Origin of the sequence: Methylobacterium aquaticum (assembly GCF_016804325.1) — a bacterium.
Classification (GTDB): Bacteria; Pseudomonadota; Alphaproteobacteria; order Rhizobiales; family Beijerinckiaceae; genus Methylobacterium; species Methylobacterium aquaticum_C.
On the sequence record NZ_CP043627.1, the window covers coordinates 5,222,107 to 5,245,280 of the forward strand.

Genomic DNA, 23,174 nt, shown 5'->3' on the forward strand with positions numbered 1-23,174 from the left:
ACCCTGATGACCGCGAACACATTCGAGCGGGCGCTTTCACTCGTCCTCAAACATGAAGGGGGGTGGTCGGACCATCCGCAGGATCCTGGCGGGCCGACCAACCTGGGCGTCACGATCGGCACGCTGTCGGCCGTTCTAGGTCGGCCGGCGACGAAGGCCGACGTGAAGGCGCTGACGCCCGCTAAGGTCGCCCCCGTCTACCGGCAGCGGTACTGGGACGCGGTCGAGGCTGACGACCTGCCCGCAGGCCTCGACTATGCGGTGTTCGACTGGGCCGTGAACAGCGGGCCGGCGCGGGCCGCCATCGCCCTGCAGCGCCTCGTCGGCGTGGCGGATGACGGCCACATCGGCCCGGTCACCCTGCAGGCGGTGGCAGGCCACGACCGGCAGCAACTGATCGGCTCGCTCTGCGACGCCCGGATGGGCTTCCTCAAGGCGCTGTCGAACTGGCCGACCTTCGGCAAGGGCTGGTCGAGCCGCGTCGCCGGGGTGCGGAATGATGCGCTTGAGATAATGGCGCAGGCGATGATGGCGCATGCGGTCGATCCGGCGAAGTGCCCGACCTGCGGCAAGCCGCTGGCGGCATGATGCGCGCCCGCCGCCTCACTGCGCCGAACGAGCCGGTCCTGCCGGCCCGGGTCTCTGGCCGGATGCCGCTCGGCGACGCGCAGGACCCGCCGGTGGACGCCCTGCGCTCGCAGCCGCGCGGGAGATCGGCGACCTCTGCACGCTCCAGCCCGGCGCCGTTCGCGCGGCCCGCATCCAGATCCTCGTCGCTGCGGCGATCAGCGAGGCGCTGGACCGGTGCCAGGCGCTCGGTGGGTGGCGGGTAAAATGAGGTGGAGGCGCCTCCGCCCAGCGGCGCGGCTCGACTGGCGTAGTCGCGAAAGCGAGCCGGGTAGCCATCCCGACACATAACGACGCCCGGACACGGAGTGCGCCTCCGCGTTTGGCTTACCACATCCCGCGCCGGCCGGGCCAGCCGAGCAGAGCTCCCCTCATTACGCGGCGAGCTCCCCTCTTTTGCCCCCGAGCTTACCTCCTAAGCTCCTCATCAAGGACACCCTCATGCCCCGCATCTTCCTCGCGGCGCTGGCGCTCGCCTGCGTCTGCTTTCCCGCCGTGGCCCAGGCCGTGGCCACCGCACCCGCCGACACCACTAGCGTGACCCTATCGGCCGCGCCCTGGATCGCTCTGCTTCAGGAGATCGTCATCACCGCCGTCATCCCGGCGGTTGCCGCCTACGCGATCCAGGCCATCCGCAAGGTCTACCCCTGGGCCGCGCTCTTCCTCACCCAGAGCCGGGTCGAGCAGATGGCGAACGCCGTGACCGAGTACGCCATCAACGCGGTGCCGGGCGCGGTGAAGGAGGGCAAGCTGTCGATCAACGTCGGCTCGCAGGTCATCGCTAAGGCGGTGCAGCGGGCGGTTGACGCGGCGCCGGCCAAGGCGATCGAAGCGGCCGGTGGGCAGGCCGGTCTCGCCGAGATCGTGTTCCGCAAGCTCAATCTCGAGGATGACGCCAACGAGCACAACACCCTCGCGCCGGTCATCGCCTCCCTGCCAGCGACGGCGCGGTAGGGCGCCATGCTGTTCCCCGCCGGCCCGAGCACGCCCGCCCACCCGGCGGGCGCCTACAGCTTCAACCGCCTATTCGAATGGGCCATGGCAGTTATGATGCTGCTGATCGCCGTGACGCTCGCGATGCCGGGCGACACGATGGAGCGCGCCGCGCTGAAGCCGATCGCTGAAATCGGCTTCAACGAGGGCAACATGGCGTTCTTCTTCGGGGCCGTGGGCGTGCTGCGGGTCACCGCCCTCTGGCTCAACGGCCACATCAACAACGGCATCACCAAGCCGAACGGTGCCAACGTCCGGGCCGTGTGCTCGGCGCTCGGCGCCCTGGTGATGGGGCAGCTAACCCTCGCCCTGGCGGTCGACGCCTTCACCGCCGAGGCACCGTCCTTCGTCATCCCGGTCTTCGGGACCCTGACCGTGTTCGAGGCGATCTCGTGCTACGTGGCACGCCTCGATGCGGTCGATCGCCGAACCCGGCTGGGCCAGGCCCTCGCGGCGCTGGAGCGGATGAAATAGCATGGAGCACCTGATCGCACTGCTCCCCCTTCTGTCGTCGATGCCGGCGCTCCAGGTCTTCGTCGGTGGCGCCGTGGCCGTGACGTGCGTCGCCATGGTGCTGCGGGCGAACAAGGACAAACACGAGGTTCCGCCACCGGCGCCCGGCACGGTGGGGGACGCCATGGTGCACCTGCAAGGGCCGGCCGAGGTGCTGACCATCCTGCGCGACCTGCGGGAAATCGGCCGTCAGCAGGTCGAGCACCTGGCCCGGATAGCTGAATGCCAGCGAGCCGCGCGAGAACAGCTGACGGCGCAGACCGATCTCCTGCGCAGCATCGACCGGGAGCAGGTTCGCCACCACGGCCACGACTGACCTCGGAACCGGTCCCGCCGCCTACCCGTTGGCCAAGTGGATCTTCAGTGGACCCGAGACCCCGCTTTCAGCCCCGCCGGCAGCCGCCGAGCGGGGCTCCTTTGCTTTGAAGGCAGTTTGTTTGTGTGCTTTCAAGTCTTGAAATAACAAGGTAATTACCAAGGAGTATTTTTCGACAGGCGCGTTTTCCACCTTGCCTCTTGCACTTGGAGGCGGGGTCTTGATCTGGCGGTGATAGTCGCGAGCAGGGTGGTGAAGGGCGTGGCCTTGGTCTGGAGGGCGGCGGTGGCGACGACGGTGCGCACGTCTGCTTCGCCCTTGGCCGCCCACATCGCCCTATAGCCGTTTGTCACATTGCGCTGGACCACGGCCGGTCGCAGGCCGCGCTAGCAGGCGTTGTTGGTCACGTCCACCTTCCCCAAGAAGGCCACGAAGGTCAGGAGCTGGTCGCGCGCCCGCTGCATCCGGGTCTGGAGCGCTCGGGTGAGGTCGCAGGTGGTGGGCGCCTTCAGGAGGGCGTCGAGGTCCTGTCCCAACTCGCGCCGCTTGCGCGCCAGGGTCGAGGTGGCCAACGCGGTCAGCCGGCGGGCGAGCTCGAAGGCGTTGTCGAGCCACTACTGGAGCCGCAGGGCGAGCAGGTCGTCGCTGGCTTCGACCGCGTAGGCCATGTCGCGGGCGAGGTGCGCCAGGCAGGTTTGCTGGTGCTCGCCATGTCCCTGCTGGGCCGAGTACCGATCGGAAAGCTGCACCAAAGGCTGGTGCCCGCGGCCAGCACCTCGCCGACGACAGCGGCAGACCGGCTCGGGGCGGCGTGGTGCACCACCACCTCCTCGCAGCGGAACGCCCAGTGCCAGCTGTTGGTGCCCTCGATCCGCACCCCGGTCTCGTCCGATGCCACGACAGGGGCCTGCCGCAACCGCGCCCGCGCCGCGTCCCGGCCCCCCCGGCAAAGCAGCCTTGGGCGCGCCGCAGCACGTTCATCAGCCCGACCTGGCTGAGCTTCAGCCCGAACAGGTCCGACAACGCCGCCTGCAACGGTTCGTAGGACAGCACCTGGAAGGTCTTCAGGTAGGTCGCCACCGCGTGCAGCCGCGGCCCGAAGGTGTTGCGTCGGCTCCCGCAGGGCGTGGGGCGGCGACCCGGGTCCGGCAGGTCGGGCAGGTCACGCACAGGCGCCGGTGCTGCTCCACGCCCGGACGAACCAGTGGCAGGTCGATCCGCTCATGCACGCTGACGACCTCGGCCGTAAGGTCGGCCGGCAGTGGTTCGCTGCCCGACGAGCAGACGTAGGGCCGATGCTCCACCACCTGATCCGGATCCGGCGTCAGCGCCCGCTTGTGGCCCTCATGCCCGGTTTTGGCCCCGCCGGGACGGGACTTCTCGCGCCGCTCCTTGCGATCCGTGGCCGGCGGCTTGGACGAGGTGCGCGAGGTATTCTCCGGCCGGTGCAAGCGCAGCACCAGCTCGATCAGTTCCTCCTTGCTCAGGCGCTCCAGATCGCCGCGGCTCATCCCGACAGGGAATCAGCCAAACCATCAGACGGCAAGGGGGGTGACATGACACCTAAGCCGCGACCGAGCCGCCCGTCGCAGCACCCCTTGGGTAATTACCCAACAAGCTATATTGCAAGATAAACTCTTACTTTTCATAATTATTAGGTGCCAAGTTACATAAGCATATCTTATCATGTTGTATTTGATACCAGGCTGTCAATATGATATTTAGTTTATAAGAATGATTACTATAGTATTTTGGCATAAATCAGCATTTCGACGCTATATAGCATTTGCCTTGACCTATGATGTGCCACTGTGTCACCATGGAAACGATCATTAACAAGGTGGCAAAGATGGCTGTTTATCGTCATTTCGCGGGTCCGCTAGATCAAGATGGATGGGCAAATACCCGCGGTAGCTATAGTCAAATTACAACCATTCCAGCAACCTCAACCGAGATATATTACAGATTAACAGTTGGGTCTGACTCCTATGTCATGCGAGTATCAGGCGTGGATCTTAGTTACAGAGGCTCAAACATCAATGGCGGCATCATAAATAGAATAGAATTGCTTAATTCAAGCGCTACAGAGCTGTACCAGACTATTGACAACATCGGATCCTCTGTCCCTCGCAGTGACTCATTTACTATTTCACCATATCAATTGTTTTCCGGATTTCAATATAGGATTGGAAATACAGTATATTATAATTTTGAAGGAGCCTATAGTCGCTCTGATACTATATATGGCAATAGTGCCTCCGAGCGCTTGATAGGAAATGGCGGTAACGATGTCCTTTACGGAGGATCTGGCGACGATACGATTTTTGGCGATTCCGGCAATGATATACTATACGGCGAGGGAGGCGTTAATATTTTGAGTGGCGGTATGGATGACGATTTTTATGTGCTTAATTCTGCCGCAGATACCGTGGTAGAATTAGAAAATCAGGGCAGAGATACAGTTTATGTTTCATTTGATTACAACTTGAGTCAAAATGTCGAACAAGCTGTTGTTCTGGGAAATATTGGCGTATCGATCAATGGAAACGGTCTCGATAATGCGCTATATGGCGGCGATGGCAATGATATTTTTCACGGCGGAAAAGGTGATGATTACATCTCTGGCGGCGCTGGCAGTGATATCTTGTATGGAGAAGAGGGTTCAAATACCCTCCTGGGAGGGATCGGAGATGATTATTATGTAGTCAATAGCTTCGCTGATGTTATTATCGAATTTGCAGGGGAGGGGAGAGATACAGTATATGTATCGTCTGACTATGCTCTCGGTGCCAATATCGAACAAGCTGTAGTATCAAGTGGAAGTGTTGTTAGCTTGACTGGCAACGATCTAGATAATGTGTTTTACGGAAATGATGGGGTTAATACATTCAATGGGGCGGGAGGTAACGATTATCTTGTTGGCGGCAAGGGAGCCGACTACTTCGTATTTTTGAACAACGGAGGGCGAGATACTGTCGCCGACTTTCTTCGCGGCGAAGATAAGCTGGCGATAGATCAACGATCTTACGGAGATTTTGCTGCCATACAAGGGCGCATATCACAGGTAGGCTCAGACACCCTGATACAGCTAAACCAGAGCAATTCAATAACATTGAGCAATGTGGTTGCAAGCTCCCTTAGGGAAAGTGACTTCCTCTTCGTTTGATTTAGCAAGCGCCTGATCGGACAAGCGCATCAACACCAGAATGCCCGCCCGGGTCACCCCACGGCGGGCTTTCTGCGTCTGGCCCCACCCCTTCGGCCACGGTACGTCCCGACCGGCGACGAGGAACAGAGGCAATCGCTGGCGCCAGTCGGTCGCCCGGTCCGGCGCATCGTGCCGACATAGCCGGAGCGGCTGGTCGCGCTCGATGTGCCAGTGCAGGGCAGCTTCCAAGCCGGTGCGCACGGCCTCGGCTGCGCCTTGCTTGTCCGTCGCCCGTCCCTGCTTCGTCAGGCGTGTCGCCGCTGGGTAAGTCAGGTTCGACACCCAATCGCCCTGCCGCATGCCGTCATCGTAGGTCCGATAGATCCGCCCGAACGAGCCGCCAGTGATTACGAGGCCAAATCCGGGCCGCGCTCGGGCCAAGTGTGGACCCAGGCGATCGGATCCGCGCTCATTCCTCGCCGCCGCCGTTCATCTCCACGAAGGCCCGAGCCCGATCATAGGCCGACCGGATCAGACCCGCCTTGAACGGGTCCGTCATGTCGAGGTCTTCCCATGCCGGCCACCACGTCACCCGCTCCTTGGCGCGCTCGTGGAGCCATTCGGCGATCACATCGATGAGTTCGGGGTTGGCGAGAGGGTGGGTCACCGGCACATCCGCTCATCCAGCCGCGTTGCCACTCGGCTCGAACACGTTACCAGACCCCAGGTACACGCCGTCACCCTACTAGAGATGATAGCAGCACAAGCGTCGAAATTCATCGGGACGGATCGGGTAGCCGTTAAAGGCTGGAAAAAGAAGGCGCCCACGCCTAGGTTGTGACCGTGGTGGAGATGAATGGCGTGGGCGCACCCCTCATCTTGAGGTAGGCGACATAAGCCTATCGGAGGTGAGCGGGTTGCGCACGCGATACTTGCGCATACTGTCACAGGGTTTAGCTGAGGCCGCTCACCCCACCGGCGCCAGAAGCACCGCCGTCTTGACCGCGTTCCGCTGCTGCGGCCCGGTCGCACCCTCCCGGGCCAGAACCTCCGTGCTGTAGGCGTTCGCCAGGACGGTCGCGGCGACGTCGAGGCGGCCCTTGCCGACCTCGACCACTACCGGCTTCGATGGGTCCGCGAGATAGGCCGAGATCGCTGTGTCGAGCGCGTCGTCGGTCAGGAGCTTTGCTCGGTAGGCCTCGCCGCCAATCATCGCTTCGTCCCCCAGATCGGGATCATCGCGGACGTCTCCAGCGACGCTCAAGCTCGTCGCGGTGACGTACGCCACATACTACCGCTCGGAGACGAATACGAGGGAGGGGTCGAGGCGGTGAACTGCCGGCACAGGGTCCCCCCCGCGCCGGCCGCTTGTCGGGGCGCTACGCGGCGAAAAAGAAGTCGCTGCTGCGCAGGCTAGATGCGCTTACGCTCTGAAGCCGGATGCTGTTGCCAGCATCCGACGTGATGACAGTATCCATTCCGTCCTGACGGCTGCTTGCCAGCACGGCGTTGAAGTCCGCAAAGGCCGCCTGATCCACGGCTATCGTGTCCGTGCCGCTCACGAAATCGCCCACGGTGTCCTGGCCGAAGTTGCCGGTAAACACGAACACGTCGCGCCCACCGCCGCCCCAGAGGTAGTCGTTACCACCCGCACCGTTCAGCGTGTTGACCTGATCGTTGCCGAACAGCGCGTTGTCTCCGTCGTTGCCGGTGCCTTGCGTGTTGCCCGCCCCAGTCAAGACGAGTTGCTCGATGTTCGCACCTAAGACGTAGTCGAACGCTGCGTAGACGGTGTCACGTCCCTCGTTAGTATTCTCAACGACGGTGTCGTTGACACTGCTTAGCACGTAGTAGTCATCGCCGGCTCCGCCGACGAAGGTGTCGACGCCACCGCCGCCGATGAAGGTGTTGTTGCCGGCATTGCCGTAGAACATGTTGTTGCTGGCGTTGCCGTAAGCTGCGAGATCGGCATTGCCGGTCATGACGAGCTGTTCAACGTTGTCCGGAAGCGTATAGTAGCTGAAGTTGACGTAAGCCGTGTCGGTGCCCTCGCCGGGACGCTCGATGATACGATCGTCGATCGAGTTAAGCACGTAGAAGTCGTTGCCGGCACCACCGATTAAGGTGTCGATGCCACCGTTGCCATAGAAGATGTTCTCGAGGTTGCTGTCACCGATAATGGTGTCGTTGCCGGGCGTACCGTAGAACACTGAGGTGATAGGACCAGTTGCACCTTGAGCACCGGTCGCACCGACCGCTCCCGTGTCGCCGGTCACACCTTGAGGTCCGGTGGCGCCTGGGATGCCCTGCGCGCCGGTGGCACCTGTTTCACCCATGGCGCCGGTTTCACCAGTCGCCCCCTGGAGTCCGGTCGCGCCCGTTGCGCCAACAGCTCCTGTTGCTCCTATGGCTCCCGTCGCGCCGGTTGACCCCTGGGCTCCGGTTGCGCCTGTCGCTCCTTGTGCGCCCGTAGCCCCGGTTGCACCAATCGAACCAGTTGCACCCGTAGCGCCGGCCTGTCCGGTCGCGCCGGCAGCTCCCTGAGCGCCTGTCGCGCCGGTCGCGCCTTGCAGACCCGTATCTCCTGTGGCACCCGTCGCTCCTTGAACTCCAGCTGCCCCCGTAGCACCCGTTGCACCTGTAGCGCCGACTGCTCCAGTGGCACCTGTCGCGCCCTGGGCTCCGGTTGCGCCCGTAGCTCCTTGTGCGCCTGTCGCGCCCTGTGACCCAGTGGCTCCTGCCACCCCTTGGGCACCCGTTGCCCCGGTCGGTCCCGCGGGCCCAGTGGCTCCTGCACTGCCTGCGGAAACCGTAACAGCATTGTACTGCAACTTGTAATATGGCGTCGAAGCGTTAGCAGTTCCCGATGACACTCCACTTCCAGCATATGTACCTGTTGTAACCGCAATAAGACCCTGAGTTGATGTTGCGCCATCTTGAGCGAAGATCTGATCGTTTGATTGATCGCTGGTAAATAGGCTAGTAGACCAAGACTGTGCCGTGTTCGGCTGTAACACGTAAGCAACAATGCTTGTCGATCCGCTATAAGTTCCTACGGGTACCGAAGTGGTGAAAGAGAATTGATTTGTTGAGCTACTGCCTAAGATAAATGATGAAGTCGTTGTGCCTAAATAATTTCCAAAAGACGTACTGTTAAGCGAGTTATAAAAAAGAATATTAGCACCGGACACATTTCCAGTAACACCTCCAATAGTAACGGTCGGGCTGGTGTATGTTCCCTTGATTGTAATTGTGCCATAGCTTGTCATATTGAACTTCTCCCATCACCCTATTGTTTTATATTGATAACAACGCTTGCCGTCTCATAGTCGACACGGCTCGAGAAGATCTGCCAGCGTCTATACCTTGATGTGCGGTGTAAATCAATGGAAATCGACTGGCGGAAAAAAACTCTTGGTCCATGAATTATTTAGGGACAAAAAAAATATTTTGAGTTGTCGCTAGTTATGATTGTTTTCTGTATAGATGAATTTGTTATATAAATAATCGTACACATATTATACTTCATTTATCCAAGATTTTGCTTATAAATAACATTTTATGAATAGCAACATTGCATACATTAATATATATATAAATGTTTGATTAGATATTACTGCGATATTTTGTCATTATAAGAGCATTTGTGTATAATACATGAAACATAAATCAATAAAATAGGATTTTATATACTGGAATGCACTTGTAATTGCATTTTTTGAACACGAAGTAAGGAGCAATAATCCCAATCGTGTGCAAAGTTTTTATATCTAAATGTGTTTAAGATGATTTTATTGAATTAAACGCCCGAGAGCTAGAAATATGAAGCGCTCAATTCATGCACAAATTTCGCTGCTGAAAAGGCGTTGGCATAGGATAAAGGCTGGCGAGGCCGCGGGACCAGGAGAGGACGGTGTCGGGGATGGAAGGGATATCGAACACGGACATGCGTTAGACCTGAACGGGCTGCCCTCCCTCAAACCGGGGGAGCCCCCGGAAATCCCCCAGAAACCCGGGGACCAAACGAGAACAAAGGTGGGCGAGAGCCATCGCACGCCGAGGGCTGCACGGGGAAGCTCTGGGCGCACCACCCGTTTACACCGAGAGGGTCGGCGGTTCGAGCCCGTCACCGCCCACCAGGAGCTTCGATGATGTCGTGCAGGCGCAGAGACTGCATGGGCATCGTCCCCGAACACCTCGATGCCGTGCATCGCACCATGGGGTGTCAGCCGTGCCGCCGGCCCGAAACGTCCTCGACGACGCCGCGCAGTTGGTCGGGCGCATCCACACCACGTCCTGACAGATGATCCGCGCCGCGGAGCGGCGGTCGACCTTGAGCGGCATTCACCGGAATGACCGGGCTGTGGAGCCTTCGCGCCCTTCGGGGCGGGCCCGCCCACGCGGCGGAGCAGCCACTGCCACCACCGCATCAATGCGAGGAGCCTCGAATGGACCTGCCGGAATTCGCGATCGGCGCCGAGTTCCTGGCCCAAGGTGCCCGCTGGCGCTGCACGGATATCGGCACACGCACGGTCGTCGCGATCCGCGTGGACGAGGCGCAGATCTCCACGCAAATCGACGGCGGGCCGGTGACGACGCGAACGATCTCGGGGGAAGAGGCCGACGCGATGGGATGGTTCGACGGGCCGCCCTACGGTGTCGTCGAGCATCTGTTCGACGAGGATGACCGAGAGGAATGCGAGCCTTGCCGAAGGCCGTGACCACGGCTCCGGCCGAGGTGGCGACGATGCTGGCTGGGAGGCCGCTTCGGAGCCTGTTTGAGCAGAGGGATTCGACAAAAACCGAGAGGGATCATCCTACCCTCCACCTCATCCTGAGGTGTCAGTTCATCATTGATGAACTGACCTCGAAGGAGGGCTCCAGGGATCGCGGAGACTTCTGGAGCCCTCCTTCGAGGTCAGCCGATTTTCAATCGGCTGACACCTCAGGATGAGGTTAGAGGGTAGGATGATCCCGCCTGCCTCAAGTGTTGGATAGAAAATCCTGCTCAAACAGGCTCTCAGGTCAGACCGCCCCTGACGGCTCTGAGCAGGTGACCGTCACGCGGTCAGGCGGCCCGGGACTCCGACGCACGGCCCCGGGACGACAGATCAAGGCGCGCGCTTCAGCGATACGCCGCCGCGATCCCCAAGAAGTCCTCCGCCTTCAGGCTCGCCCCACCCACGAGCGCGCCGTCGACATTGGCGACGCCCATCAGCTCGGCGGCGTTCGACGGCTTGACCGAGCCGCCGTAGAGGATCCGCACCGTCGCCCCCTCGGCGCCGAGGCGGGCTTCCAGTTCCTTGCGGATCAGCGCATGGACCTCCGCCACGTCGTCCACCGTCGGGGTGAGCCCGGTGCCGATCGCCCAGACCGGCTCGTAGGCGATCACCGTGTCGGCCGCCGTGGCGCCGTCGGGGAGGGAGCCGGCGAGCTGGCCGCGCACGATCTCGAGGGTCCGGCCGGCCTCGCGCTCCTCGCGGGTCTCGCCGACGCAGATGATTGCGACGAGCCCGGCCCGGCGGGCGGCGAGCGCCTTGGCGCGGATGTCGGCGTCGCTCTCGTGGTGGTAGGCCCGGCGCTCGGAATGACCGACGATGGTCGCGGTGGCGCCGAGATCCGCCAGCATCTCGGCCGAGACGTTGCCGGTATAGGCGCCGCTTACCTCCGCATGCACGTCCTGCCCGCCGACCCCGACGGGCGAGCCCTTCAGGGCGGCGGCCGTCGCGCCGACCAGCGTCGCGGGCGGGCAGACCAGCACGTCGATCCGCTGCGCCAGGCCGGCATCGAGGCCGTCGCGGACCGCCTCGGCCACCTTCAGCGAGGCCGTGAGGCCGTTCATCTTCCAGTTTCCCGCCACCAGCGGGCGCGGCCGTTCGGTCGTCATCGTGTCTCCCCCGATCCTCGATCAAGCGTCGCCGGGTAACAGGTCCGCCGCCGGGCGGCAAACGTCCGGGGCAGGCCCGCTCTTTGCCTTGCGGCGCTTATGCGGTATCGCGGCCCGATCCGGGCGTCCCCTCGCGGCAGGCGCCCCCATGCTTTCGAGGATCGCGATGCTCCAGGGGTTCCGCGCCGCCAGCCAGAGCTGGCTCGGCAAGATCGTGGTGACGGTGGTGTTCGGCCTCCTGATCGCGGGCCTCGCCATCTTCGGCATCGGCGACATCTTCCGGGGTGGCGGCAGCAACGCGGTCGCCACGGTCGGCAGCACGCAGATTCCCGCCGAGGCCCTGCGCACCGCCTACCAGAACCAGATCCAGCGCCTGTCGCGCCAGACCCGGCGGCCGATCACGCCGGACCAGGCGCGGGCGCTCGGCCTCGACCGGCAGGTCCTGTCCCAGCTCATCACCGAGGCCTCCCTCGACCAGAAGACCAAGGATCTGGGGCTGCGCATCCCCGATGCCGCGGTGGTGCGGCTGATCCAGGAGGAGCCGGCCTTCAAGGGCCCGAACGGCGCCTTCGACGTCAACACCTTCCGGGATACCCTGCGCCAGGCCGGCCTGACCGAGCAGGGCTTCGTGCAGGAGCAGCGCGCGGTCGCCGCCCGCCTCCAGCTCGCCGACGCGATCACCGCCGAGCTGCCGGTGCCGCTGGCCGCCCGCGAGGCGATCCATCGCTACACCGCCGAGCGCCGCGCCGCCGCCTACTTCACCCTGCCGGATTCGGCCGCGGGCGAGATCCCGGCGCCGACCGAGGAGGAGGTGAAGACCTTCTACAACGACCGCAAGAGCGCGTTCCGGGCGCCGGAAGTCCGCAGCGTGAACCTGCTCGTCCTCGATCCGGCGACGCTGGCCAAGCCCGACGCCGTGACCGACGCGGAAGCCCGCGCCCGCTACGATTCCGAGAAGACCCGCTTCGGCACCCCCGAGAAGCGCGCGATCCAGCAGATCGTGTTCCCGAACGATGCCGACGCGGCGGCGGCGCTGGCCCGCATCCGCAGCAATGCTGCCACCTTCGACCAGATCGCGACCGAGCGCGGGCTCGACGCCAAGGCGCTGGATCTCGGCACCTTCACCAAGTCCGAGCTGTTCGATCCGGCGGTGGCGGATGCCGCCTTCGCGGCCGAGCCGAACGCCGTCAGCGAGCCGGTCAAGGGCCGCTTCGGCACGGTGCTGCTGCGGGTCACCGCGGTCCAGCCCGAGGCCCGCAAGCCCTTCGACGAGGTGGCCGGCGAGGTCCGCCAGGAGGTCGCCCTCGACAAGGCCCGGGATGGGCTGGAAAAGGTCCACGACGCGATCGAGGACCAGCGCGCGGGCGCCAAGCCGCTGGCCGACATCGCCCGCGAGCAGGGCCTGCCCCTCGTCGCCGTCCCGGCGGTGGATGCGCAGGGGCGCGATCCCCAGGGCAAGGCGGTCGACGCGATCCCCGACAAGGACACGACGCTGCCGGCGATCTTCCGCAGCGAGATGGGCGCCGACAACGAGGCCCTGCGCACCCGCTCCGGCGGCTACGTCTGGTACGACGTGACCAAGGTCGACCCGGCCCACGACAAGCCGCTGGCCGAGGTCCGCGACGCCGTGGTGGCGCAGTGGAAGGCCGACGAGACCGCGCGCCGTCTCGCCGCCAAGGCCCGGGAAGCGACCGAGCGGCTCGACAAGGGCGAGGCGATCGAGGAGGTGGCGAAGTCCCTCGGCCAGGAGGCGAAGACCGCGACCGACATCGCCCGCGGCCGCGGCCGCGACGGCCTCTCGACCGAGAGCGTCGCCCGCCTCTTCACGACGCCGGTGGGCAAGGCCGGCACCGCCGCCGGCGAGGAGACCGCCCGCGTGGTGTTCCGCGTGACGAGCGCCACGGTGCCGGCCTTCGTGCCGAGCGCCCCCGCCGCGGTCGCGGTGGAGCAGCAGTACCGCACGGCTCTGGCCGACGACATCCTCGCCGAGTACATCGCCGACGTGCAGAAGCAGGCCGGCGTCTCGGTCAACGAGGGCGCGTTCCGCCGCGCCATCGGCGGCGAGTACTGATCCCGTGCTGGTCGCTCCCTCCCAGGACGCCGCCGCCGCGGCCTACGAATCGGGCCGCCCGGTCCTGCTCCGCACCACCCTGGTGGCCGACCTGGAGACGCCGGTCGCCGCCTTCCTGAAGCTGAAGGCCGGCCGCGAGGGCGCGGCCTTCCTGCTCGAATCGGTCGAGGGCGGGGCCGTGCGCGGCCGCTACTCGATGATCGGGCTCGATCCCGACCTGATCTGGCGCTGCACCGCGGGCCGGGCCGAGCGCGCCGTGGCACCGGACCTCGCCGCCTTCGCTCATGAGGATGCCGCGCCGCTCGACAGCCTGCGGGCGCTGATCGCCGAGAGCGCGATTCCCGCCGAACCCGGCCTGCCCCCGATGGCGGCGGGCCTGTTCGGCTATCTCGGCTACGACATGGTGCGGGAGATGGAGCGGCTCGACGCCCCCCATCCCGACCCGATCGGGGTGCCGGACGCGATCCTGGTCCGCCCGACCGTGATGGTGATCTTCGACGCTGTGCGCGACGAGATCGCGCTCGTGGCGCCGATCCGCCCGGTGCCCGGCCTCTCGGCCCGGGCCGCCTACGAGGCGGCGGTCGCGCGGCTCGAGCGCGCCGCCGACGCGCTGGAGGGCCCGCTGCCGGTCGAGGCGCGGCAGAACCCGACCGAGATCCCGGCCCCCGCCCAGGTCTCGAACATCGCGCCCGACGACTTCCTCGGCATGGTGGCGCGGGCGAAGGACTACATCGCGGCCGGCGACATCTTCCAGGTGGTGCTGTCGCAGCGATTCGAATCGCCGTTCACCTTGCACCCGCTGGCGCTCTACCGGGCCCTGCGCCGGGTCAACCCGGCGCCGTTCCTGTGCTACCTCGATTTCGGCGCCTTCCAGATCGTCTGCTCGTCGCCGGAGATCCTGGTGCGGGTGCGCGACGGCGCGGTCACGATCCGGCCGATCGCCGGAACCCGCCGCCGCGGCGCGACGCCGGAGGAAGACAAGGCGCTCGCCGACGAGCTGCTGGCCGACCCCAAGGAGCGCTCCGAGCACCTGATGCTGCTCGATCTCGGCCGCAACGACGTCGGCCGCGTCGCCGAGATCGGCAGCGTGCGGGTGACGGATTCGTTCTTCCTCGAATTCTACAGCCAGGTCATGCACATCGTGTCGAACGTCGAGGGCCGCCTCGATCCCCGGCACGACGCCCTCTCGGCGCTCGCCGCGGGATTCCCCGCCGGCACGGTCTCGGGCGCCCCGAAGGTGCGGGCGATGCAGATCATCGACGAGCTGGAGCGCGAGAAGCGCGGGCCCTATGGCGGCTGCATCGGCTATTTCGGCGCCGACGGCCAGATGGATACCTGCATCGTGCTGCGCACCGCCATCGTCAAGGACGGCCGCATGCACGTCCAGGCGGGTGCGGGCATCGTGCACGATTCCGACCCGGCCTCCGAGCAGCAGGAATGCGTCAACAAGGCCAAGGCCCTGTTCCGGGCCGCGGAAGAGGCGGTGCGCTTCGCCGCGCAGGCGCGGCGGGGGCAGTAGCGCCGCTCTTCGCCGCGCGGGGCTTTGCGGGGCAACCGTCGCAATCAAGAATGGCGCGGGTTTCCCCCTCTCCCCGCGGGTGGAGCCAGCGCATTTGCCCCTTGCTGCTGGAGAGCCTGAGAGTCTGGCCGAGATCATGTCGATCTCCGACAGAGTTTTCGTGTCATGATGCGGATGGAGGCAAGGCGCAGGACGCTCTGACTGTCGATGATCGCGGCCGTTGGGCTGGCCTCGCATCCGACCTGCTCACGACACAGCATGTCGAAGACATGGAGGAGATGCGCAGCCGCGTTCCGTCGTAGTTCCGGAGATCGAACAGGCCATACACCGTCGAGCGCGGCGAAAAATCCTTGAAAAGAGCGCCAACCGTATCCCCCAGCAAAGATACGCATCAATGCACTGACGATGTCGCCCAGATCGACGGCACGACGGCTGCCGCCACGACCAGCGGCGGGAGTCCGGGCTCCGGCTGTTCATGATGTGTGCAGAAATCCCCAGAAGGCATGAATGCAACGTATATGATATTTTCTATTAATCAAATAATGCACAAAATAGTCTTCTGATTCGATTGTTTTATTGTAAGATCATGGGACGGTTGCCTCGACTGCTCAAGAGGCGCCACAGGCGAGACATCGGCAGAAGTATGATTGTCAATCTCGCAAGTCCGCAGGTTGCGGGATGGAGCATGAAGGACGAGGCTCGTGCGCGAATTCCGGCCTGCCTGAACGGGTCCCGGCGCATCGAGGCCTATGCTGACTCTCGAGAACGTCACGAAAACCTACAGGAGTCACTCGGGGGCACTGCCCGTGCTCAGCCGGGTGAACCTGGATATCCGGGGTGGGGAGCTCTGTGCGATCACGGGTGCATCAGGCTCCGGCAAGACGACGCTCATGAACATCATCGGCCTGCTCGATCGCGCCGACGCGGGCACGATCCGATTTAACGGTATCCCGGCGCACGATTTAACGGAGGATGAAATCGCGTCGCTCCGCAATCGTCTCATCGGCTTCGTCTTCCAGTCCTTTCATTTGCTGCCGAATCTGTCCGCCGTTGACAACGTCGCATTGCCGCTTCTTTACCGCGGCGTCGGCAGGACGGCGCGGCGGGCGAAGGCGGCGGACGCTCTCGACCGTGTCGGCCTTGCCGCGCGCGTCGCCCATCATCCCGCGGAGATGTCCGGCGGCCAGCGCCAGCGTGTCGCGATCGCCCGCGCCCTGGTCGGGGAGCCCTCCCTGCTGCTCGCCGACGAGCCCACCGGCAATCTCGACAGCCGGACGGCCGACGAGATCATGACCCTGTTTCTCACGCTCAATCGCCAACTCGGCGTCACCATCCTGATCGTCACTCACGATGCCACGATCGCCGCCCGGTGCCTCCGCAGGATCGTCATGCGTGACGGTCGCGTCCTCGACGACGACGGCCTGCACCACGCGGGGACGTCGCCGTGATTCGCTCCGCCGCCACCCCGCTCCGCGAGGTGATCCTCGAGGGGATCGGCAATCTGCAGGCTCTCAGGGGCCGTACCCGTCTCGCTCTGGTCGGGATCGCCATCGGGACGGCCGCCGTGATCGCCATGCTGCATGTCGGTCACAACGCGCGGGCCGAGGCCCTGCGCCAGTTCGAGGCACTGGGCGTCGATCTCGTCGGCATCACACCCCGCGGCGACGGACTTGCCACGACGGGACTTTCGCCGGACCTCGTTCGGGAGCTTCCCGCCCGCGGTCTCGGGCTCGCCGAGGCGATCCCGCTGATCGGGTCCGGCGGGGTGATGCGGGTCGGGCGATCCGTCATCCACGCGAGTGTCGTCGCAGCCGCGGATGGCCTCTACGGCCTCGCCAAGGCCCCGCTCGCCTCCGGGCGCCGCACCTCGGACCTCGACCGGTCCGCGCCGTTCGCCGTGCTCGGCGTCGACCTCGCCCAGGAGGTCGGCGCCGCGGCCGGGGCCCCGGTGCAGGTCGGCCAGACGGTCACCCTCGACGACCAGGCGCTGACCGTCGTCGGGGTCCTCGCCGCCACGCCGTCCAATCCCATCCTCGGCCTCGACCTGAACCGCTCCGTCGTGCTGCCCTTCGCGGCGGCCCGCCGCCTCGTGCCCGACCCGCAGATCACCACCGTCGCCGCGCGGCTCGCACCCGCCGCGGACGACCAGGCGACCGCCCGGCAGGTCGCCGCCTACCTTCAGGCCCGCCTGCGCTCGGGCACCGTGCATGTCCAGACCGCCCGCCAGCTGATCGACGGCCTCGAGGAGCAGATGCGCATCTACGGCCTGCTGCTCGTGGGGATCGGCGCGGTCTCCCTCGTCGTCGGCGGCGTCGGCGTGATGAACGTCATGCTGATGAGCGTCCTGGAGCGGCGGCGCGAGATCGGCCTGCGCCTGGCCCTCGGCGCCCGCCGCCGGGACATTCGCGCGATGTTCCTCACCGAGGCGCTGATCCTGGCGGCCCTGGGCTCCCTTGCCGGGATCGGCGTCGGCACCTGCGCCGGCTGGGCGTTCGCGCACCTGTCGGGCTGGACGTTCCTGGCCGCCCCCCTGGCGCTGCCGCTCGGGGGCGCCATGGCACTCGCCGTCGGCCTCTTCTTCGGCAGCTATCCCGCGGAGCGGGCCGCCCGGCTCGACCCGATCGCCGCCCTGCGGACGGAGTAGCCGGCGTGCCCCGTATCGCGGCCGTCGCCCTCGGCCTGGCGGGCCTCCTCTCGGGTGTCCTCTCGGGGCGGGCCGTCGCTGCCCGGGCTCCCAGGGCCCCTCTCGCCGTGGAGCCGGCGCGGACGGTCAAGCCCGTGACGGCGACAGCCAAGCCACGCACGCCATCCCGGGAGCCGGCGGCCGGCGACATCCCCCTGACGGTCGCCGACGCCGTGTTCATGGCCCTGCGCGAGAACCGCACGATCCGCAGCGCCTACGTCGATCGCGTCGCCCAGAAGTTCGACCTGCGGGTGGTCGAGGACCGCTTCACCCCGCAATTCGGCGTCACGGGCGGCGTCCTGCGCCAGCGCATCGCCGGCGTCACCACGACCAGCCTGAGCGTGACGCCGGGTGTGACGACGCTCCTGCCCAGCGGCGGCACCGTCGGCTTCGGCTGGACCGAACAGGCTAGCGACACCCCCGGCCTGCGCACGCGCTCGTCCGCCGGCGTGCTGTCGGTGTCCCAGCCCCTCCTGCGCGGGGCCGGCGTCGAGGTCACCATGGCGCCGGTCCTGTCGGCGCGCCTCGGCGAGCGCATCAACCGGCTGCGCCTGAAGGCCACGGTGTCCGAGACGATCGGGCAAGTGATCTTCTCCTACCGCGACCTGCTCCGTGCCCAGGAGGACCTCCGCCTCGCCCACGCCGCCGTGGACCGCGCCGAGACCCTGCTCGACATCAACCGGACCCTGATCACCGCCGGCCGCATGGCCGCGGTCGATGTCGTCCAGACCGAGGCCGACCTGGAGAACCGGCGCATCCGGGTCCTGGAGGCGACCCGCACCCTCGACACGGCCCGCCTCCGGCTCCTGGATCTTCTCGCCCTCGACCTCGGCACCCCGATCGTCGCGCGAGAGAGCATCAGTCCGGCGCGGGTGACCACGCGTCTCCCCGACCTGATGCAGGTCGCACTTGCACAGCGACCGGATTACCTGAGCCAGCGTGACGTCATCGAGCAGAACCGGCTCGGGCTCGTCGTCGCCCGGAACGAGCGGCTCTGGGACCTGTCGGTCTTCGGCACCGGCACGCTGGGTCGCACCAGCGTCAGCGGCGCCGCCTCGAGCACGACCGGCGTTGCCGACATGACGGTCGGCCTCGCCTTCACCGCTCCGCTCAACGACCTGCGACGCGAGCAGCCGGCTGTCCAGGCGGGTGCGAGCCTGCGGAACGCCGAGTTGCAGCTCGAGGCGATCCGCCAGGGCGTCGAGATGCAGATCCGCAACTCCGCCACCGAGATCGACATCCGCTGGCGCCAGTTCGAGGGATCCCGTCGCGCACGCGACCTCGCAGCCCGGGCCGTCGAGATCGAGAAGGAGAAGCTGAAGGTCGGCCGCTCGGCGAACTTCCAGGTGCGCTCGCTGGAGAACGATCTTCGTGCGTCCGAGAGCCAGCAGCTGAACGCCGTCATCGGCTACCTCAATGCGCTGACGCTGCTCGACGTCCAACTGGGAACCACGCTCGAGACATGGCACATCGCCCTCAGGGAGTAGCGGAAGGGCCGGCGCCGGTCGCCCCCGATGCCGCCGGCACCGTCGAGGCCCGGGCCGTCCGCATCAGGACCGGGCTGGGTGTCGCCTGCGCCGCGGCTGTGTTCGTGATCGCGGCACTGGTCGGGAATCGGGACACGGCCGAACCGAACCCCGGCGGTCCTGCCGGACCGGACGTGGCAGCCGGCGAGCGGACGATCGCCGTTGCGCGGGTTGCCGTGTCGTCCTCGATCACCCTCGTCGGGACGGTCGGACCGGGCAAGACGGTCGCGGCGGTGGCACCGTTCGACGGCGTCATCGGTGAGCGGCGGGCGCAGCTCGGCGCACCGGTCGAGGCCGGCGACGTCCTCGTGGTGATGGAGGCCGGCGAGGTGGGGACCCGGCTGCGGGAGGCGCAAGCCGCCTCCTTGAAGAGCGCGATGGCGGTCGCCCTCCTCGACCGCTGGGCTGACAGCCCGGACGTCGTCCGGGCCCGGCGCGCGCTGGAAGCCGCCGAGGCGAGCCTGCTGCTGAACCAGCGTCAGGTCGCGGAGACCAAGAAGCTGCTCGACCGCGGGATCGTCTCCCGCAACGAGTATGACGGCCTCGTGCAGCAGCGCGACATGCAGCGCAACACCGTGGCCGGGGCCCGGCTGGACCTGCAGGCCGCCCTCGACCGCGGCAGCGCCGACAACCGCCGCCTCGCCGAGTTCGAGCTGCAAAACGCAACATCGCGCCTCGCCGACCTCCAGGCACAAGCGGATGGCGGCGTCGTCCGCGCGCCCGTCGCCGGCATCGTCACCCGGCCTCCCGCCGGCGGGCAGAGCGGATCTCCACCGGTCACGATCGAGGCCGGAGCGCGCCTCTCGCGCGGCCAGCCACTATTCTCGATCGCCGACACCACGACCCTGGTGGTGATCGGCCGAGCCGACGAAATCGACGTCAACCGGATCCGGATCGGGCAGGCCGTCTCGATCCGGGGGGACGCATTCCCGGGCGACCCGATACCCGGGCGCATCGTCGCGATCAGCGCGGAGGCCGATGCCGGCCCTGCCGGCGGCCGTATCCCGACCTTCGAGGTCCGCGCCGCCTTTTCCGGCCGGGCCAATGCCAGGCCCCATCCCATCCGGATCGGCATGTCGGCCCGGATGGAGATCGAGACCGCGGCGAATCCGGGCGCGATCGTCGTGCCGATCGAGGCCGTCCAGGATCCTGCGACTCGGCCGAGCGTCCGGGTCCGCGATCCGCGAAACGACGCGATCGAGTCTCGCAGCGTCGTGCTCGGCCCGACCAACGCGCGAGGCATCGAGATCGTGGAAGGTCTCGAACCCGGTGACATCGTCATCTATTGACGCAGGGAATCAGAGAATTTATCAAGATACAGTATTTATTGCCAACATGGAAATATGTTTTTCAATTTTCAAATTCTTCGATGAAGTTACTGCCCGACAACATAATGAGAATGCCCGGGATAAAATCATGACCGATAATGAATTCGAGCAAGTTATCGCGCACATCGAAGCCGCCCGCACGCTTGGCGACCTCTGCGATGTCATTCATACGTTGCGCGAACGGTTCGGCCTCGCTCACGTCGCCTATCACGCAATGGTTCTTCCTGATGGCAACCTGCTCGATCCGATCGTGCTTCAGACCTATGACAGAAAGTGGGTCGATCGTTACATTGCTAAAAATTATCATCGCATAGATCCGGTCCTGCAGGAGGTATGGAAAGGATTTCTGCCTATCGATTGGTCGATGATCGACCGCACCTCGACATCGGTGCAGCATTTCTTCGGCGAGGCCGAGACCTACGGCGTCGGTTCGAGGGGCCTGACGTTTCCGATTCGTGGTCCGGGCGGTGAGCGCGCCGTGTTGACCGTCACGACCAACCTTCCTGAGCCAGAATGGCATTCTCGTCGGCTGTCGTACATGCGCGACTTCCAGCTTCTGGCACAATTCTTTCATGACCGGGCCATCAACTTGGCCGGAGGGCGGCCGAAACGCTGCCTGCTCTCGGCGCGCGAGGCGGAGAGCCTCAGATTGGCCGCGGCTGGGCGCCATATCAAACAGATCGCCGACGAACTTCAAATCTCCGTCAGCGCCATTCAGCTCTACCTCCGCAACGCCCGCCGCAAGTTAGGTTGCGCGAGCCTTACCGAAGCGGCCGTCAAGGCCGGCAGGCTGGATCTCTTGATCGATCATCGCTGCTCGTAGCGCCTATCATTGCCCGATGCAGGAAAGTCTTGTATCGTCAGAATGAGTTGCATTTTGCGCATTCGGTCAAATTTCGGACCGAAAAAATAATGTTTCTTCTATTAATCGAAGCGCATTGTACTTGCATTCACGTCAGTAACACATCTATTTTTAAGCAAGGCCAATCGAAATTAAATCTGTTTATCGCGATCAGCAGAATATGACAGCAAATCAGGCCCGCATAACAACCAAGACCCACCGCTTACGCTGTCGAAAGTCGGTGTTAACCCGATTAATTGATTCGCCAAGTCAGATATTGAAATATTTAAAAAATACCGGCAAAGCCATCAAAGAAGGCAATATTTTCAATCAGGATTGTAATATCGGAGCCTGTTTATTGACTCAAGCACTTGCTCCCACACACGACCTCATCCTGAGGTTTCAGTCGATTGAAAATCGACTGACCTCGAAGGAGGGTTCCAGGGATCGCGGAGACTTCTGGAGTCCGCCTTCGAGGCTCCTTTCAATCGCCCTCAGGATGAGGTCGCGAGAGGGATGGAAAAGGTCGTTGCAGCTAAATTTTCGCAAGCCAAACAGGCTCTCAGCACGTCGCAGGAACGCACTATTTTCCTGGTGCAATTGACGAAATGCGAAATTTTTAATCTTTCGATCACGATGGTCAGTCTCGTTCGATTGGCGCTGTCCGATCTCGGTCGACACGTGGCGGAACGCCGTCATCCCGAGACGAAGTCCCCCTCATCGTCGACGGGGACGCCTCGGCACGCCATCGGGCCCGGGCGTTCCACGTCCCGGACCTCGGAGCGGCGGGCCCTGGCGTCAGTTCACATCGTTGTCGATCGAGGTCGGTTCGTTTTGGTACAGCGGTCTTGCCGAGCCAGTCGAAATATAATCTCGCCGCTCCACGATACCATCCGGGGAGATGCGGACTATTGATGCGGTTGCACTTGAGAGTTTGGATCAATATAATATGTGCTATCAATATTTGAATCGCAGGACATGCTATTCATTTGATGTTCAAGAACTTTCCCACTTTTTAGGGCTGTTCTTATAAAAATTTTGGCTGAACTTGAGCAGTCGCGTGCGGATATCTGAAACGCATACTCCGTCCGATTGCCGGGGAGCACGTACCATCCAGGCTGGCTGATGACGAATATTTCTTTGTCGGTCGCGTCGACTCCCTGAACGACGATATTTTCGACGAATGAATGAAGCGTCCCTTTGTTTTCCAGCCTTACTTTCATGATTCCAGCGCGGGGTGAGGAGAATACTTGCCTCATATTTATCAATTTTTCCTTTGGATTTATGAATATCGGCAAGTTATAATTAAATGATACTGTCAATTTATCTTTTTCGATCGGGGCAGAAGATAATATCATTCTGTATGAATCTTCCTGTCGTATCGATGCCACGTATCTCCTTCGTATGGTGATAATTTTATATTTTCTTGGCGATAACCGAACCTCGGCATGCGAAACGATGATGGCACGGGTTGGCGTCAGTCGTTGAACGCCTCGCTGGTCGTGAGTCCAACGAAAAACTTTGATGCGCCACGTGATGGGATGGATCTCATGATTAGTGATTTTCATCTGTACATTGTTTTTATAATGCGGAATGTTCATGATGCTCGGATCGAACAGGAGTTCGCTTGCCCATGTGCTGGCACAGGGAAACACGGCCGCACAACCAGCAATCATCGAGGCGATAAATTTCATAAGATCTTCTCATGAATAAAATGATGGA

General features: G+C 63.7%; 19 protein-coding genes and 1 pseudogene. 13 read left to right on the top strand and 7 right to left on the bottom strand.

Annotation, left to right across the window (positions count from 1 at the left end; genetic code table 11):
• Nucleotides 1-6 precede the first annotated feature (6 nt).
• The 4 genes from F1D61_RS23845 (at nt 7) to F1D61_RS23860 (ending at nt 2,449) form a co-directional block, all read left to right on the top strand.
• On the top strand, nt 7-588 hold the full coding sequence (locus tag F1D61_RS23845; protein ID WP_203154551.1) for a glycoside hydrolase family 108 protein: 582 nt from the start codon (nt 7-9) through the stop codon (nt 586-588).
• Nucleotides 589-1,068: 480 nt separating this feature from the next.
• Nucleotides 1,069-1,581: a hypothetical protein gene (locus F1D61_RS23850; protein WP_203154552.1), complete on the top strand. Its 513-nt coding sequence runs from the start codon at nt 1,069-1,071 to the stop codon at nt 1,579-1,581.
• Between the two features lie 6 nt (nt 1,582-1,587).
• On the top strand, nt 1,588-2,094 hold the full coding sequence (locus F1D61_RS23855) for a hypothetical protein (RefSeq protein WP_203154553.1): 507 nt from the start codon (nt 1,588-1,590) through the stop codon (nt 2,092-2,094).
• 1 nt (nt 2,095) lies between these two features.
• Nucleotides 2,096-2,449: a hypothetical protein gene (locus F1D61_RS23860; RefSeq protein WP_203154554.1), complete on the top strand. Its 354-nt coding sequence runs from the start codon at nt 2,096-2,098 to the stop codon at nt 2,447-2,449.
• Between the two features lie 155 nt (nt 2,450-2,604).
• Here F1D61_RS23860 and tnpC read toward each other — a convergent pair.
• Nucleotides 2,605-3,960, bottom strand: a pseudogene (tnpC, locus tag F1D61_RS23865) (IS66 family transposase).
• A 308-nt stretch (nt 3,961-4,268) separates the two neighbouring features.
• Between tnpC and F1D61_RS23870 the strand changes: the two are divergent.
• Nucleotides 4,269-5,615 (top strand): calcium-binding protein, encoded by a 1,347-nt coding sequence (locus F1D61_RS23870; protein WP_203154555.1) that lies wholly within the window; start codon nt 4,269-4,271, stop codon nt 5,613-5,615.
• On the opposite strand, the gene F1D61_RS23875 is transcribed toward F1D61_RS23870, so the two are convergent.
• The 4 genes from F1D61_RS23875 to F1D61_RS34415 form a co-directional block, all read right to left on the bottom strand.
• The gene (locus tag F1D61_RS23875) at nt 5,553-5,957 is read right to left on the bottom strand and encodes a hypothetical protein (protein WP_203154556.1); all 405 of its coding nucleotides are present in this window, start codon (nt 5,955-5,957) and stop codon (nt 5,553-5,555) included. The genes F1D61_RS23870 and F1D61_RS23875 overlap by 63 nt on opposite strands.
• Nucleotides 5,958-6,066: 109 nt before the next feature.
• Nucleotides 6,067-6,270, bottom strand: a complete 204-nt coding sequence (locus F1D61_RS23880) for a hypothetical protein (protein ID WP_203154557.1) — start codon at nt 6,268-6,270, stop codon at nt 6,067-6,069.
• Nucleotides 6,271-6,564: 294 nt separating this feature from the next.
• The gene (locus F1D61_RS23885) at nt 6,565-6,885 is read right to left on the bottom strand and encodes a hypothetical protein (RefSeq protein WP_246775496.1); all 321 of its coding nucleotides are present in this window, start codon (nt 6,883-6,885) and stop codon (nt 6,565-6,567) included.
• A 91-nt stretch (nt 6,886-6,976) separates the two neighbouring features.
• Nucleotides 6,977-7,933: a calcium-binding protein gene (locus F1D61_RS34415; protein ID WP_281437020.1), complete on the bottom strand. Its 957-nt coding sequence runs from the start codon at nt 7,931-7,933 to the stop codon at nt 6,977-6,979.
• Nucleotides 7,934-10,045: 2,112 nt separating this feature from the next.
• Here F1D61_RS34415 and F1D61_RS23895 point away from each other — a divergent pair.
• Nucleotides 10,046-10,318 (top strand): hypothetical protein, encoded by a 273-nt coding sequence (locus F1D61_RS23895; RefSeq protein ID WP_203154559.1) that lies wholly within the window; start codon nt 10,046-10,048, stop codon nt 10,316-10,318.
• Between the two features lie 404 nt (nt 10,319-10,722).
• On the opposite strand, the gene tpiA is transcribed toward F1D61_RS23895, so the two are convergent.
• Entirely contained in the window at nt 10,723-11,484 is a 762-nt protein-coding gene (gene tpiA, locus F1D61_RS23900) for a triose-phosphate isomerase (protein WP_203154560.1), read from the bottom strand.
• A 166-nt stretch (nt 11,485-11,650) separates the two neighbouring features.
• Here tpiA and F1D61_RS23905 point away from each other — a divergent pair, with 166 nt between their 5' ends.
• The 7 genes from F1D61_RS23905 to F1D61_RS23935 all read left to right on the top strand — a co-directional run bounded on the left by F1D61_RS23905 (nt 11,651) and on the right by F1D61_RS23935 (nt 21,434).
• Nucleotides 11,651-13,555 (top strand): peptidylprolyl isomerase, encoded by a 1,905-nt coding sequence (locus F1D61_RS23905; protein ID WP_203154561.1) that lies wholly within the window; start codon nt 11,651-11,653, stop codon nt 13,553-13,555.
• Nucleotides 13,556-13,559: 4 nt separating this feature from the next.
• A complete protein-coding gene (trpE, locus tag F1D61_RS23910; RefSeq protein WP_432443174.1) occupies nt 13,560-15,074 on the top strand; it encodes an anthranilate synthase component I in 1,515 nt (504 codons plus the stop codon).
• A gap of 749 nt (nt 15,075-15,823) precedes the next feature.
• Nucleotides 15,824-16,522 (top strand): ABC transporter ATP-binding protein, encoded by a 699-nt coding sequence (locus F1D61_RS23915; protein WP_203154562.1) that lies wholly within the window; start codon nt 15,824-15,826, stop codon nt 16,520-16,522.
• Nucleotides 16,519-17,718, top strand: coding sequence for an ABC transporter permease (locus F1D61_RS23920; protein WP_203154563.1), 1,200 nt, complete (start codon nt 16,519-16,521; stop codon nt 17,716-17,718). The genes F1D61_RS23915 and F1D61_RS23920 overlap by 4 nt, the downstream gene beginning before the upstream one ends.
• Nucleotides 17,719-17,723: 5 nt before the next feature.
• Entirely contained in the window at nt 17,724-19,244 is a 1,521-nt protein-coding gene (locus tag F1D61_RS23925; protein WP_203154564.1) for a TolC family protein, read from the top strand.
• Nucleotides 19,220-20,572: an efflux RND transporter periplasmic adaptor subunit gene (locus F1D61_RS23930; protein WP_203154565.1), complete on the top strand. Its 1,353-nt coding sequence runs from the start codon at nt 19,220-19,222 to the stop codon at nt 20,570-20,572. The genes F1D61_RS23925 and F1D61_RS23930 overlap by 25 nt, the downstream gene beginning before the upstream one ends.
• 127 nt (nt 20,573-20,699) lie before the next feature.
• Nucleotides 20,700-21,434: a helix-turn-helix transcriptional regulator gene (locus F1D61_RS23935; protein ID WP_203154566.1), complete on the top strand. Its 735-nt coding sequence runs from the start codon at nt 20,700-20,702 to the stop codon at nt 21,432-21,434.
• 926 nt (nt 21,435-22,360) lie between these two features.
• Here F1D61_RS23935 and F1D61_RS23940 read toward each other — a convergent pair.
• Entirely contained in the window at nt 22,361-23,146 is a 786-nt protein-coding gene (locus F1D61_RS23940; protein WP_203154567.1) for a fimbria/pilus periplasmic chaperone, read from the bottom strand.
• Nucleotides 23,147-23,174: the final 28 nt, after the last annotated feature.